Source organism: Streptomyces parvulus (assembly GCF_014648855.1).
Classification (GTDB): Bacteria; Actinomycetota; Actinomycetes; order Streptomycetales; family Streptomycetaceae; genus Streptomyces; species Streptomyces parvulus.
In genome coordinates this window covers 336370-350163 of record NZ_BMRX01000005.1, presented here as the reverse complement: position 1 = coordinate 350163, position 13794 = coordinate 336370, and the positions used below count along the sequence as shown (strand labels likewise).

Sequence of the window (13794 nt, the reverse complement as noted above, 5' to 3'; positions counted from 1 at the left end):
ATGCGGGTGACGCCGACGGGGAACATGAAGACCTACGCCTCCTCCGGTTGGGCGTCGGAGACCTTGAGAACTTCCTTTCTTCGCCGGCCGCCCAATCTGTTTCTGGTCAGACATGGGAAGCGATTCGCGAGCGGGCGGTCGGCGGAATGCAGAATCCCGTACTGCCTGCTGACGTCAGGCTCAGATGGTCCGCATTGGCTATTTCTGCGGTCCGAGGAAAATCCACGGCTGAATCGATGGACTCACGCGTCTCGGCTGCGGCGGAGGTGCATGTGAGGTCGTATGTGATTTGCGAATTCGGGCGGGTGGACGATGGGAATCTGCAAGACCTGGAGTCCCTGACCCGCCTGGTGTTTCACGCCATCGGTATGAGTCGTGAGCAGGTGGCTGCCTCCGCCGCTGACTGGAGGAATTCGGGACGCGCCGAAATGCTGACATTGCGACGGATCAAGAATCTCGTCACCCCATTGAAAGAGGTAGTGCACCTCTTCGAGCCGGGTGATCCCAGGAGAGCCGAAGTCGAGGACTGGCTCGCCCTGACTTCCCGCTTGCCTTGATCCCGCGGCGCTGAGGTCAAGGCGCCCCCGCCCCGCCCCCGCCCCGACCAACAGCAGCCCCGCGTTAGATTGACCCCGTGCTCTCACGTCTCTCCCGTCCCCAGTTCCTCGCCGTCTGCGGTGTCCCCGTCGTGGGGCTGCTTGCCGCCGTGCTCTTCGCGCCGTTGCCGTTCTCCGTGGCGCAGCCGGGGCTGACGGCGGACGTGCTGGGGAAGAACCGGGGGGCCGAGGTCATCACCATCAAGGGGGCGCCGACGCGCGAGACCAGCGGGCAGTTGCGGATGACGACCATCGAGGCGACCGGGCCGGACGCGAGCGTGCACCTCGGGGACGTGCTCGGGAGCTGGTTCGACACCGACCGGGCCGTGATGCCGCGCGACGCCGTCTACCCGAGCGGCGACGACGTGGGCGAGATCGAGCAGTACAACCAGGAGCAGATGAAGGAGTCGCAGGACGCGGCGACCACCGCCGCCCTGGACTACCTGCGCCTCGGCGACGAGGACATCGACGTCGACCTGCGGCTGGAGGACGTGGGCGGGCCCAGCGCCGGGCTGCTCTTCTCCCTCGGCATCGTCGACAAGCTCGGTACCGGCGACCTCACCGGTGGCCGGGTCGTCGCCGGCACCGGCACCATCACCGACGGCGGCAAGGTCGGTGCCGTGGGCGGCGTGCCGCTGAAGACGCAGGCCGCGCGGCGGGACGGGGCGACCGTCTTCCTCGTACCGAAGGCCGAGTGCTCGGACGCGCGGGCCGAGCTGCCGAAGGGGCTGCGGCTGATCCCGGTCACCACCCTCAAGGGTGCGGTCGACTCGCTGAAGGCCCTGGAGGCCGGCAAGGGTGATGTCCCGGCTTGCTGAGAAGCGCTAGCCCTCCACCACGAAGCCCTTCTCCTTCATCCAGTCCAGCGCCACCTGGTGCGGATCCTCGCCGTCCACGTCGACCTTCGCGTTCAGGGTCTGGGCGACGTCGTTGGTCAGCGCCTTGGTGACCGGGTCCAGGACCGAGGCGATCGCCGGCCACGCCTTCAGGGTGGAGGTCCGGACCATGGGGGCCGCGTTGTAGTTCGGGAAGAACTTGCGGTCGTCCTCCATCACCACCAGGTTCATCGACTTGATCCGGCCGTCGGTGGTGAAGACCTCGCCGAAGGTGCACGCGCCCTTCGCGGTCTGGGTGTAGATGATGCCGGTGTCCATCTGGGTGACGTTCCCGGCCGGCACGGACATCCCGTACGCCTTCTCCAGGCCCGGCAGCCCGTCCGCGCGGTTGGCGAACTCGCCCTCCACGCACAGCGTCACCGCGCCCGGGTCCGACTTCGACAGCTCGGCCACCTCCGAGAGCGTCTTCGTCCCGTACTTCTTGTAGTTCGCCTGGTTCATCGCCAGCGCGTACGTGTTGTTCATCGGCGCCGGCGGCAGCCAGGTCAGGCCCTTCTTCGCGTCCGCGTCCTTCACCGCCTGCCACTGCTGCCGGGGGTCGGGGATCGGCTTGCTGTTGCCCAGGTACGTGATCCAGGCGGTGCCCGTGTACTCGTACGTGGCGTCCGCGTCGCCGTTCTCCACCGCCGCCCGGGTGCCGACGGAGCCCTGGATGCCCGTGCGGTCGAGCACCTCGGCGCCGGCCGCCTCGAAGGCGATGCCCATGATCGCGCCCAGGACCAGCTGCTCGGTGAACTCCTTGGAGGTGACCGTGAGATCGGCGTCCGCGAGCGGCCGGCCCCGCCCGATCGAGCCGGGTCCGACGTCGTCGACCATGGGGGAGCCGCTGGTCAGCCCGCACCCGGCGGATGCCACCAGGACGGCGGCGGCCAGCATCACACACGTACGCCTGCTCAAGGCGCCGACTCGGGGCCGTCTCATGTCCCCACCTCCAGGCCGCGCGGCCGCAGCAGCAGTTCCGCCAGCGAGGCCAGCCAGTCCACCAGCAGCGCCAGCGCCACGGTGAGGATCGAGCCGAGCACCAGCACCGGCATCCGCTGGCTGGTGATGCCGGTGGTGATCAGCACGCCCAGGCCGCCGCCCCCGCCGAAGGTCGCCAGCGTCGCCGTACCGACGTTCAGGACCAGGGCCGTGCGCACGCCGGCCAGGATGAGCGGGACGGCCAGCGGCAGCTCCACCCGGGTGAGGACGCCCAGCGGCGACATGCCGATGCCCCGGGCCGCCTCCAGGAGCGTCGGGTCGTTCGCCTTCAGGCCGGCGATGGTGTTGGAGAGCACCGGCAGCACCGCGTAGATGATGATGCCGATCAGGGCGGCCCGGCGGCCGATGCCCAGCCAGATCACCAGCAGCGCCAGCAGACCGATCGCGGGGGTCGCCTGGCCCATGTTGGCGAACGCCATCGCCACCGGCGTGGCCTTCCGGAACATCCGCCGGGTCAGCAGGATGCCCAGCGGGATTGCGATGATCAGCACGAAGAAGGTGGAGATCACCGTGAGCTGGACGTGCTGCCACAGCGCCTTGGTGACCTGGCCGTTCGACAGGGCGTTCCGGCTGAGCGCGTCCAGGTCGGCCTGCCGGAACCACAGCCACGTCGCCAGCAGTACGGCGATCAGCACCACCGGCAGCAGCGTCAGCTTCCGCCAGCCGACCCGGAGACGCGCCGCCTCGGGGGACGCCCGCCGGGGCTCACGCCCGGCCTCGTGCTCCGCTTCGTCCCCGGCCTCGTCCCGGAAGGCCACGCCGCCGGTCTCGTGCTCGCCCCCGGGGCGCCGGCCGCCGGGGGAGCGGGAGGATCCGCTCATGCCCGGCCCCCGATCCCCCCGAAGCCCTCCTGCTCGGCCTGGGTCTGCCCGGTCCGGGTCTCCTCCAGGTCGTGCTGGTGCTCCAGCGCGTCCAGCCGGTCGGCCTCCAGCAGCTCGTGCACGGAGTTCATCAGCGTCTCCATGTCGACGACGCCCGTGTACTCCCCGCGCCGCCCGGTCACCGCGACCCGCCCCGCGTTGTCCGTGAGCACCGCCTCCAGCGCGTCCCGCAGCGTCGCGTCCCGGGTCACCGTGTCGTGGACCAGCGTCCCGGCCCGCGCCAGCGAACCCCGCGCCCGCATCAGGTCGCCGCGCCGCAGCCACTTGTAGGGGCGGCGGTGCCGGTCGAGGAGCAGGATCTCGTTGGTGCCCGCGTCCCGCAGCCGGTCGAAGATGTGCTGGAGCGGGTCCTCCACGGTCACCGTCGGGTACTCGGTGATCGCCACGTCCCGCACCCGGCTCAGGTTCAGCCGCTTCAGCGCCGCGCCCGCGCCCACGAAGCCGGAGACGAAGTCGTCCGCCGGGTTGGTGAGGATGGCCTCCGGGGTGTCGAACTGCGCGATGTGGGAGCGCTCGCGCAGCACCGCGATCCGGTCGCCCAGCTTGATCGCCTCGTCGAAGTCGTGGGTGACGAAGACGATCGTCTTGTGCAGCTCGTGCTGGAGCCGGATCAGCTCGTCCTGGAGGTGGTCCCGGGTGATCGGGTCGACCGCGCCGAAGGGCTCGTCCATCAGCAGCACCGGCGGATCCGCCGCCAGCGCCCTGGCCACGCCCACCCGCTGCTGCTGGCCGCCGGACAGCTGGCGCGGGTAGCGGTTGTGGAACTCGCCGGGGTCGAGGCCGACCAGGTCCAGCATCTCCTCCACCCGCGACCTGATCCGCGCCTTCGACCAGCCGATCATCCTCGGCACCAGGGCGATGTTCTGGGCGACGGTCATGTGCGGGAAGAGGCCGGAGGACTGGATCGCGTAGCCGACCTTGCGGCGCAGCTTGACCGGGTCGATGTCGGTGACGTCCTCGCCGTTGATGCGGATGCGTCCGCCGCTGGGCTCGATCAGCCGGTTGATCATCTTCAGGGTGGTGGACTTGCCGCAGCCCGAGGGGCCGACGAAGATCACCGTTTCGCCGGCCTTGATCTCCATCGACACGTTCTCGACGGCCGGCTGCGGATTGCCGGGATAGACCTTGGTGAGGGCCTCCAGCTCGATGGTGGCGCCGGTGGCGGCCCCGGCGGCGGTCTCGCCCCCGTCGGCCGCGGTGGTGGTCCCGGTCGTCTCAGGCACGGATCCCCCTGGGGATGGTCAGGCGTCCGAGCAGGACGTACGCGGCGTCGAACAGGAGGGCCAGGATGATGATCCCGAGGGTGCCCGCGAGCACCTGGTTGAGCGCGTTCTTGCTGCCCAGCGAGGCGATGCCGCGGAAGATCTCGTTGCCGAGCCCCGGGCCCGAGGCGTAGGCGGCGATCGCGGCGATGCCCATCAGCATCTGCGTCGAGACCCGGATGCCGGTCAGGATCGGCGGCCAGGCCAGCGGCAGCTCCACCCGCAGCAGCCGGGCCGCGCGCGACATCCCGATGCCCTTGGCGGCGTCCACCAGTGCCGGATCGACGCCGCGCAGTCCGACGATCGAGTTCCGCACGATCGGCAGCAGCCCGTACAGGGTCAGGGCCGTCACCGTCGGCGGCACGCCGAGCCCCACGATCGGGATGAGCAGACCGATCATGGCCAGCGACGGGATCGTCAGGATCGTCGAGGTGGACACCGTCGCCAGGTTGCCCGCCCACTCGCTGCGGTAGGTGACGACGCCGATCAGCACCCCGAGCAGCGTCGCGACCACCATGCACTGGAAGACGGCGCTCGCGTGCTGGTAGGCGTCGGCGAGCAGCTGCTGGTGGCGGCTGCCCAGGAAGTCCCAGAAGTTCACGTCCGCTCACCTCCGGGATCGGGTCGGTCTCAGTCGCCTCTGCCGGTGTCCTCGGCCGCCTGCTCCACCAGCGGGATGATCCGCAGCGGGACGGGGTTCTCCATGACGATCGCCGTGGAGGCCCGGACGATGCCATCAAAACCGACGACCAGGTCGATCACACGCTGGAGATCGGCGTTGGAGCGGGCCACCAGGCGGCACAGCATGTCCCCCGTACCGGTGGTGGTGTGCAGCTCCAGCACCTCCGGCACGGTCGTCAAGTGCGCCCGGACGTCGGCCCCTTGGCCCTGCCGGATCTGGAGCGTCGCGAAGGCCGTGACCGGGTAGCCGAGGGCCGCCGGGTCCACCTCGGGACCGAATCCGCGGATGACTCCGTTCGACTGAAGCCGGTCCAGCCGGGCCTGCGCGGTACCCCGCGCCACTCCGAGCCGCCGGGACATCTCCAGCACCCCGATCCGCGGCTCCCGGGCCAGCAGCGCGATGATCCGCCCGTCCAGCCGGTCGATCCCCGTACCCGCCATACCGCACCCTCCCCGCTGGTCATCCTGTACACATCGCCCGCACTCACCGGCGTATCACTGGTCAGGTTGCCCACTGAAAACGCAAACTATTGCGCACCTTGCAGACAGGGGCGAACCTGCGGCTATGACGCAGACCACACACCACACTCCCGACACCGCCCGGCAGGCCGATCCCTTCCCGGTCAAGGGAATGGACGCGGTCGTCTTCGCCGTGGGCAACGCCAAGCAGGCCGCGCACTACTACTCCACCGCCTTCGGCATGAAGCTGGTCGCCTACTCCGGACCGGAGAACGGCAGCCGGGAGACCGCGAGCTACGTCCTGGAGAGCGGCTCCGCCCGCTTCGTCTTCACCTCGGTGATCAGGCCGTCCACCGAGTGGGGCACCTTCCTCACCCAGCACGTGGCCGAGCACGGCGACGGCGTCGTCGACCTCGCCATCGAGGTGCCGGACGCCCGCGCCGCCCACGCCTACGCCGTCGAGCACGGCGCGCGCTCCCTCGCGGAGCCGTACGAGGTCAAGGACGAGCACGGCACCGTCGTCCTCGCCGCGATCGCCACGTACGGCGAGACCCGCCACACCCTCGTCGAGCGCACCGGCTACGACGGCCCGTACCTGCCCGGCTACGCCGCCGCGGACCCGATCGTCGAACCGCCCGCCAAGCGCACCTTCCAGGCCGTGGACCACTGCGTCGGCAACGTCGAACTCGGCCGCATGAACGAGTGGGTCGGCTTCTACAACAAGGTCATGGGCTTCACGAACATGAAGGAGTTCGTGGGCGACGACATCGCCACCGAGTACAGCGCGCTGATGTCGAAGGTCGTGGCCGACGGCACCCTCAAGGTCAAGTTCCCGATCAACGAGCCCGCGATCGCCAAGAAGAAGTCCCAGATCGACGAGTACCTGGAGTTCTACGGCGGCGCCGGCGTCCAGCACATCGCGCTGAACACCAACGACATCGTGCAGACCGTCCGCTCCATGCGCGCGGCCGGCGTCCAGTTCCTGGACACGCCCGACTCGTACTACGACACACTCGGCGAGTGGGCGGGGGAGACCCGGGTGCCCGTCGAGACCCTGCGCGAGCTGAAGATCCTCGTCGACCGCGACGAGGACGGCTACCTGCTGCAGATCTTCACCAAGCCGGTCCAGGACCGCCCGACCGTCTTCTTCGAGATGATCGAGCGGCACGGCTCCATGGGCTTCGGCAAGGGCAACTTCAAGGCCCTCTTCGAGGCGATCGAGCGCGAGCAGGAGAAGCGCGGCAACCTCTGACGGCCGCCGCCGCACCTCAGTCGGGCGGGCCCTCCTCCGAGGGCTCGCCCAGCTCCTTCAGCGCCCGCTCGGCCTCCGGCGCCCGCAGCGGCGAGAAGTGCGGGTTGATCATCAGCGCCTCCCGCAGGTGCCGCCGGGCCGGCCCGTACCGCTCCAGCTCCTTCTCGATCACCCCCCGGTGGAAGGCGTGCAGCGCGCTGCGCACCCCGCCGCCCTGCTCGCCGTCGGTCGCGATCGTCGCGAACTCCAGGGCCTCCTGGTCCGCGCCGTCGCGGTGCAGCGCCCAGCCCAGCGCGTCGGCGACCGCGGTCCCCGGCTGCCGCCCCCACTCGGCCCGCAGCCGGCGCACCGCCGCCGCGGGGTCCCCGTGGTCCGCCTCGAACCGGCCGAGCACCAGCTCCTCGTCGGCCCCGGCCGCCGCCGCGCCGCGCACCCGCGCGCGCAGCAGGTCGTACTGCACCCGCGCGGCCTGCCCGAGCCCCAGCGACTCGTACAGCTCGCCCAGCTCCAGGGCGTACTCGGGGCTCGGCCGCTTGGCCAGCGCCGCCTGGTACGCGGTCAGCGCGTCCGTCGTACGGCCCAGCGCCGCCATCGCCCGGCCCTGCCCGGCCTGCGCCGCCCGCTGGTCGGGGTCGGTGCGCAGCGCCTCCTGGAAGAAGCGCAGCGCCTCCCGCGGGTCACCGCGCTCGAAGGCGAGCCGCCCCGCCTGCTCCAGATAGGCGGCCCGCTCGGCCGGCGCCGCGGCGGCCGCCGCCGCGTCGGAGATCTGCGCCGCCGCGTCCTCCCGCCAGCCCCGGTCCCGGTAGACGGCCGCGGCCCGCGCCTTGGCGGCCGGCGTGCCCGCCCGCAGTTCGAGGACCTTGTCCAGGGCCCGGCCCACGCCCTTGTGGTCGCCCAGCCCGGTGTACGCGTCGATCAGCACCGCGTGCGCCGTCCACCGCCTCGGAGCCGCCCTGGCCGCGCTCTCGCCCCACTTCTTCGCCGCGGGGAAGTCCCGGCGCGCGACCGCCAGTGCCGCCAGCCCCTCCAGCGCCTGCGGATCGCGCTCCGGCCCGACCCTCAGCGAGGTGTTCAGCGCCTTCTCGGCCTTCGCCCAGTTCGCGGTGTCCGCCGTCCGGGCGCCCTGCTCGACGTAGGCCGACCCGAGCACCGCCCACGACGCCCCGTCCAGCGGATGCGCCCGCAGGTGCGACTCCCGGTCGCCGATCAGCACCGCCAGGTCGCCGAGGGCGGCCGGCACCCCGGTGGTCACCGCCCCCCGGGCCACGGCGGCCGGACCCGGCGCCGGCGGGGGAGCGTCGTCCCCCTCCCGGGGCAGCAGCACCAGGACCCCGCCGAGCACGACGGCCCCGGCGACGGAGGCGATCAGCACCCGGCGTCCGCGACGGGACCGCCATCCGAGTTGGATCTCCATGGGTTCACTGTGCGCCCATATGAAGAGCACACCCGGACTTCCGCCGGGCGCCGCCCACGGGGTTCACACCGATGGCCCCGAGTGCCACCCTGTGATCATGAGCCGTATCGAAGCGCCTCGGGAATCGGCCGACGGAGCCGACGGGACCGGCGGGACCAGTGGGACCGGCGGAGCCGGCGGAGCCGACGAGGGGGCCCCGCCGGCCCGGAGCACCCTCGTCGAGAGGCTGCTCGCCGGGCTGCCGGCCGAGGCCGTCCTCACCGATCCCGACGTCACGGCCTCCTACGCCAACGACATGGCGAGCTTCTGCCCGTCCGGCGTCCCGGCCGTCGTGGTGCTGCCGCGCACCGTGGAGGACGTCCAGCACGTCATGCGCACCGCCACCGAGCTGCGCGTCCCGGTCGTCCCGCAGGGCGCGCGCACCGGGCTGTCCGGCGCGGCCAACGCCACCGACGGCTGCGTCGTGCTCTCCCTGACCAGGATGGACCGCATCCTGGAGATCAACCCCGTCGACCGGGTCGCCGTCGTCGAGCCGGGCGTCGTCAACGCCGCGCTCTCCCGCGCGGTGAACGAGCACGGCCTCTACTACCCGCCGGACCCCTCCAGCTGGGAGATGTGCACCATCGGCGGCAACATCGGCACCGCCTCCGGCGGCCTGTGCTGCGTCAAGTACGGGGTGACCGCCGAGTACGTCCTCGGCCTGGACGTCGTCCTCGCCGACGGCCGCCTGATGTCCACCGGCCGCCGCACCGCCAAGGGCGTCGCCGGCTACGACCTCACCCGCCTCTTCGTCGGCTCCGAGGGCTCCCTCGGCATCGTCGTGCGGGCCGTGCTCGCGCTGCGCCCCAAGCCGCCCGAGCAGCTGGTGCTGGCCGCCGAGTTCGCCTCCGCGTCGGACGCCTGCGACGCGGTCTGCCGGATCATGGAGGGCGGCCATGTGCCGTCCCTCCTCGAACTGATGGACCGTACGACCGTCAAGGCGGTCAACGACCTCGCCCACATGGGCCTGCCGGAGACCACCGAAGCCCTGCTGCTGGCCGCCTTCGACACCACCGACCCCGCCGCCGACCTCACCGCCGTCGGCGCGCTGTGCGAGGCCGCCGGCGCCACCCAGGTGGTGCCCGCCGACGACGCGGCCGAGTCCGAACTCCTCCTCCAGGCGCGGCGCCTGTCCCTCACGGCCCTGGAGGCGGTCAAGGGCACGACGATGATCGACGACGTGTGCGTGCCGCGCTCCCGGCTCGGCGACATGCTGGCGGGCATCGAGCGCGTCGCGGCCAAGTACGACCTCACGATCGGCGTCTGCTGCCACGCCGGCGACGGCAACACCCACCCCACCGTCTGCTTCGACGCGCGGGACCCCGACGAGTCGCGGCGGGCCCGCGAGTCCTTCGACGAGATCATGGCCCTCGGCCTGGAACTGGGCGGCACCATCACCGGCGAGCACGGCGTGGGCGTCCTGAAGAAGGAGTGGCTGGCCCGCGAACTGGGGCCGGTGGGGCTGGAGATGCAGCGGGCCGTCAAGAACGTCTTCGACCCGCTCGGCATCCTCAACCCCGGCAAGCTCTTCTGACCCGCGCGACTCACCGGGCGAGCAGCTCGGCCAGCCCGTCGTCGATGCCCAGCTGGTCGCCCTCGGTGCCGGGCGGCACGGCGCGCAGCGTCCGCTCCAGCCACGCCGACACCTGCGGGGTGGGCGCCTCCAAAAGGGCGTCCCCGTCGGGGCTGCTCAGCGCCATCAGCACGACGCTGCGGCCCTCCGCCTTCGACGGCCACACCCGCACGTCCCCGTGCCCGGACGGGCGGAAGACCCCCTCCACCAGCAGGTCCCGTGCGAAGGTCCAGTGCACCGGGTGACCGGAGTCGATGTGGAAGGTGATGTGCACGGCGTACGGGTCGTCGGAGTGGTAGCCGAGCAGGGCCGGTACGGCGATGCCGCGCTCGGGGGACAGGATGAGCCTCAGCTCCAGTTCGCGTTCCACGACGGTGGGGTGCATGGCGGTTTCCTCTCTCGTACGGGTCCGCACGGGCCGCCCGGAGCGGTCCCGCACGAGTGAGAGCGGCCGGAGCCGCGAGCGTTACGCGGGTTCGCGGAACTTTTTTCCCACCACCTCTGTCCCAGGTGTGAAGGTCCATGCACGAGGTTGCCCGGAAAGGGGCGGGTACGGCGGGACCGGCGGTGCGGATTGCGCCCGTCTGATAGATGTTTGGGGCCCCTCTTCCACCCCCGAGCAGATACGGGACGACGGACATGAGCGCCCCAACCCCGGCACCCGGCGACGACAGGCCCCGCGAAGGGTATTACCCGGACCCCTCCATTCCCGGATATGTCCGGTACTGGAACGGCGCCTCCTGGGTGTCGGGCACCAGCCGGCCCGCTCCCAAGAACGGCGAGTCGCTCGCGCCGCCGCCCGGCGCGCGGCCCTCCGTCGAGGAGACCGGCCCGCACTTCTTCGACGAGGACCCGGTCGCGGAGCAGCCGCCCGCCGCGTCCCAGCACGGCAGCCGTCCCGAGCCCGCGACGGCGTGGGGCGCCGACCGCGCCGGGAACTCGGGTGCGCCGGACGCCTCCGGCCGCTCCGTCGCCTGGCCCGGCCCGGCGCAGGGCACCGACCCGAGGATCCCGCACGCCCGGCAGGAGGGGCCGTCCGCCGACGCCCCGGCCGGTGCCGGTGCCGGTGCCGCTGCTTCCGCTTCCGCCGCGCGGGCGGACGGGCGGGTGGACGCCGGGTCCGGTGAGGAGGACGGCCGGGGCGGCAACACCTTCGTCTTCCGCCGTCCGGCGGGGGGCGCGCAGAACGCCGCGGCGCCCGCGCCCGCGTCCGCGTCCGCCCCCGCGCCTTCGGCCGAGGAGGACGAGGGCACGATGACCTTCCGCGCCATAAGGCCGCGCTCGGGCGGGCCCGGCTTCGCCGCCGGGAAGGCCGCGGCCGACCGCGCGTCCTCGGCGCAGGCCCCGTCGCCGTCCCCATCTCCCGCTCCGCAGGCTCCCGCTCCGCAGGCTCCCGCCCCGGCCCCTCCGGCCGTCCCGCACCAGGCTGCCGCGCCGCAGCCCTCCGCGCCGGTCGCGGCCGGACCCGGCGGAGGCCAGTCCTCCTGGGCACAGCAGGTGCACCGGCTGGCCGGGGCGGGCGGGGAGGAGCAGCCCGTCGTGCCGTGGAAGCCGCCGGTCGAGGACGTGTTCCAGGCCGCCGCCCGGCGCCAGGCCTCGGCCCGGCCCGCGGGGCTCGGCAAGCGGCTGGCCGCCCGGCTGATCGACAGCGTGGTCCTCGCGGCCGTCACCGGCGTGGCCGCCGTGCCGCTCGGCACCAGGGCGGTCGACCACGTCAACGACAAGATCGACCAGGCGAAGCTCTCCGGCGAGACGGTCACGGTCTGGCTGCTCGACGGCACGACCTCGCTGTACCTGGGGATCGTCGTCGCCGTCCTGCTCGTCTTCGGCGTCGTCTACGAGGCGCTGCCCACCGCCAAGTGGGGCCGGACCCTGGGCAAGCGGCTGCTCGGCCTGGAGGTGCGGGACATCGAGGCCCACGAGGCCCCCGCCTTCGGGGCCGCGCTGCGCCGCTGGCTGGTCTACAGCGTCCCCGGTCTGCTGGCCGTCGGCGTGGTCGGCGTCGTGTGGTGCCTCTTCGACCGGCCGTGGCGCCAGTGCTGGCACGACAAGGCGGCCGGCACGTTTGTCGCGGGCTGACTGGGAGGGGCGGGGGAGGGGCGGGGGGTCCTGTCGCGTGCCGGGTGCGGGTGCGCGGTGGTTGCTCGCGCAGTTCCCCGCGCCCCTTGAGGGACATGCACTGGACGTGCCCCGAAGGGGCGCGGGGAACTGCGCGACCGGCCACGACGCACCCGCACCCGAAGACGAACCCTTCGGCCCCGCCCCCGAACGCGTACTCCGGACGGCCGCTCGCCGGATGCGGGGAGAGAGAGTCCGAGTTCGACTCGGGACATGAGCAGCGAACCGCCCCCCGGATCCGGCGGGCAGCCGCCGGAAGACGACCCGTTCAGGAAGCCCCCGCCGTCCCCCGGGCCGGGCCCGGAGCCCGGTCCCGGCGAGGGCGGCACGGGCTCGCCGTACGACAGCCCGCCACCGCCCGGCGCGGGCGGCTCCCAAGGTGTCCCGCCCCCCGGCGGAGGCGGCCCGTACGGTGCGCAGCCTCCCGGTGGCGGAGGTCCCTACGGTGCCCCGCCCCCCGGTGGCGGAGGTCCCTACGGTGGCCCGCCCCCCGGTGGCGGAGGTCCCTACGGCGGTGACCCCTACGGCGGTGCCGGCGCCCCCGGCGACCCGCTCGCCGGGATGCCCCCGCTCGCCGACAGCGGCCGCCGCACGCTCGCGCGGATCATCGACATGATCCTGGTGGGGATCGTGGTCTGGCTGCTCAGCTGGGCGTTCAACGTCCAGGAGTACCAGGTGGACGGCGAGGACATCGAGGTCGGCAACTCGCTCTGGCAGTCCGTGATCGCCGCCGTGCTCTACATCGGCTACGACACCTTCATGATCAGCAGGACGGGCCAGACCCTGGGCAAGAAGTGGCTCGGGATGCGCGTGGCCAACCTGGACAACGGAGCGACGCCCTCGGTGCAGACGTCGCTGATCCGCGCCCTGGTGCTGTGGATCCCGTTCGCGTTCTGCTGCGCCTGCGTGTGGACGATCATCGCGGGCGGCTGGAGCTTCTTCGACCGGCCCTACAAACAGGGCCTGCACGACAAGGCCGCCAAGACGGTGGTGGTCAGCACCCGCTGACCGCCCGCCCCTCAGGCCGGGCTACGCGGCGCGTCCCCGCGCCGACTCGCCCGCCCCCGCGGAGATCCGGGCCGCCGGCACCGGCGCCCGGTCCGCGGCGGGCCCGCGGGCCGCCACGGTGCTCGCCGTGCGCGTCCTGGGCTGGGGGACCGTCATGGCGACCAGCAGCCCGAGGGCGAGCGCCGCGACGGCGATGACGGCCACGCCGGGTCCCGAACTCGTCCGGGACAGCAGCAGCATGGCGAAGGTCGAGAAGATCACGGTGCACGAACCGTAGGCGAACTGTGCGGCAGTCGGACGGGGCATGGCCATCGTGTCCTCGGAAGACTGGGGGTGGGACGGGCTGTGGGCCTGGCTGTCCGCCGGCTTCCGGGCGTTGAGCCAAGCGACTCTAACCCGCTGTGTGCCCGAGTGGAACCGGCAGTAAGCGCAGCCCGACCGGCACGGCCGATGCACGGGGGGCGCACGGATTCATGGCGTCCGAAAGGTGGACGGCACCGCGCGCCCGTGGACCGTGATCCGGTGTCCGCAAAGCGAACCAGGCCTCCGCATAGTGCACTTGTTCTGCTCAAGTCAAGGTCTGTCTTTTCTGGTGAACCTCTAGTCAAATGTCGTCACTTGACTACACGCGTTG

The 13794-nt window shown here is 72.2% G+C and carries 14 protein-coding genes; 6 read left to right on the top strand and 8 right to left on the bottom strand.

Annotated elements, in window-relative coordinates; translation table 11 throughout:
* Positions 1–47: 47 nt before the first annotated feature.
* Positions 48–557, top strand: a complete 510-nt coding sequence (locus IE108_RS11695; RefSeq protein ID WP_159394608.1) for a hypothetical protein — start codon at positions 48–50, stop codon at positions 555–557.
* Between the two features lie 77 nt (positions 558–634).
* Positions 635–1414 carry a S16 family serine protease gene (locus IE108_RS11690; RefSeq protein WP_064728134.1) on the top strand — a complete coding sequence of 260 codons (780 nt, stop codon included), beginning with the start codon at positions 635–637 and terminating at the stop codon, positions 1412–1414.
* A 6-nt stretch (positions 1415–1420) separates the two neighbouring features.
* Here the strand turns inward: IE108_RS11690 and IE108_RS11685 are convergent, their stop codons facing one another.
* From IE108_RS11685 to IE108_RS11665, 5 genes are read right to left on the bottom strand one after another with little or no spacing between them, the layout of a single operon-like run.
* Positions 1421–2368 carry a glycine betaine ABC transporter substrate-binding protein gene (locus IE108_RS11685; protein ID WP_488192243.1) on the bottom strand — a complete coding sequence of 316 codons (948 nt, stop codon included), beginning with the start codon at positions 2366–2368 and terminating at the stop codon, positions 1421–1423.
* A 41-nt stretch (positions 2369–2409) separates the two neighbouring features.
* Complete coding sequence (locus tag IE108_RS11680; protein WP_064728132.1) at positions 2410–3294, bottom strand: ABC transporter permease; 885 nt, start codon at positions 3292–3294, stop codon at positions 2410–2412.
* On the bottom strand, positions 3291–4577 hold the full coding sequence (locus IE108_RS11675; RefSeq protein ID WP_064728131.1) for a betaine/proline/choline family ABC transporter ATP-binding protein: 1287 nt from the start codon (positions 4575–4577) through the stop codon (positions 3291–3293). Before IE108_RS11675 ends, IE108_RS11680 begins: the two co-directional genes overlap by 4 nt.
* On the bottom strand, positions 4570–5217 hold the full coding sequence (locus IE108_RS11670) for an ABC transporter permease (protein ID WP_064728130.1): 648 nt from the start codon (positions 5215–5217) through the stop codon (positions 4570–4572). Before IE108_RS11670 ends, IE108_RS11675 begins: the two co-directional genes overlap by 8 nt.
* Before the next feature lie 29 nt (positions 5218–5246).
* Positions 5247–5738, bottom strand: a complete 492-nt coding sequence (locus tag IE108_RS11665; protein ID WP_064728129.1) for an Lrp/AsnC family transcriptional regulator — start codon at positions 5736–5738, stop codon at positions 5247–5249.
* 124 nt (positions 5739–5862) lie between these two features.
* On the opposite strand from IE108_RS11665, the gene hppD reads away from it, so the two are divergent.
* Positions 5863–7008 (top strand): 4-hydroxyphenylpyruvate dioxygenase, encoded by a 1146-nt coding sequence (gene hppD, locus IE108_RS11660; RefSeq protein ID WP_064728128.1) that lies wholly within the window; start codon positions 5863–5865, stop codon positions 7006–7008.
* Positions 7009–7024: 16 nt separating this feature from the next.
* On the opposite strand, the gene IE108_RS11655 is transcribed toward hppD, so the two are convergent.
* A complete protein-coding gene (locus tag IE108_RS11655) occupies positions 7025–8422 on the bottom strand; it encodes a tetratricopeptide repeat protein (RefSeq protein ID WP_064728127.1) in 1398 nt (465 codons plus the stop codon).
* 91 nt (positions 8423–8513) lie between these two features.
* Between IE108_RS11655 and IE108_RS11650 the strand changes: the two genes are divergently transcribed.
* Positions 8514–9995 (top strand): FAD-binding oxidoreductase, encoded by a 1482-nt coding sequence (locus IE108_RS11650; protein WP_373296954.1) that lies wholly within the window; start codon positions 8514–8516, stop codon positions 9993–9995.
* 10 nt (positions 9996–10005) lie between these two features.
* Here the strand turns inward: IE108_RS11650 and IE108_RS11645 are convergent, their stop codons facing one another.
* On the bottom strand, positions 10006–10419 hold the full coding sequence (locus tag IE108_RS11645; RefSeq protein ID WP_064728126.1) for an SsgA family sporulation/cell division regulator: 414 nt from the start codon (positions 10417–10419) through the stop codon (positions 10006–10008).
* Between the two features lie 254 nt (positions 10420–10673).
* Here IE108_RS11645 and IE108_RS11640 point away from each other — a divergent pair, with 254 nt between their 5' ends.
* Positions 10674–12113 (top strand): RDD family protein, encoded by a 1440-nt coding sequence (locus IE108_RS11640; protein WP_064728125.1) that lies wholly within the window; start codon positions 10674–10676, stop codon positions 12111–12113.
* A gap of 252 nt (positions 12114–12365) precedes the next feature.
* The gene (locus tag IE108_RS11635; RefSeq protein WP_079163519.1) at positions 12366–13160 is read left to right on the top strand and encodes an RDD family protein; all 795 of its coding nucleotides are present in this window, start codon (positions 12366–12368) and stop codon (positions 13158–13160) included.
* A 21-nt stretch (positions 13161–13181) separates the two neighbouring features.
* Here the strand turns inward: IE108_RS11635 and IE108_RS11630 are convergent, their stop codons facing one another.
* Complete coding sequence (locus IE108_RS11630) at positions 13182–13466, bottom strand: hypothetical protein (RefSeq protein ID WP_064728123.1); 285 nt, start codon at positions 13464–13466, stop codon at positions 13182–13184.
* Between the last annotated feature and the right edge of the window lie 328 nt (positions 13467–13794).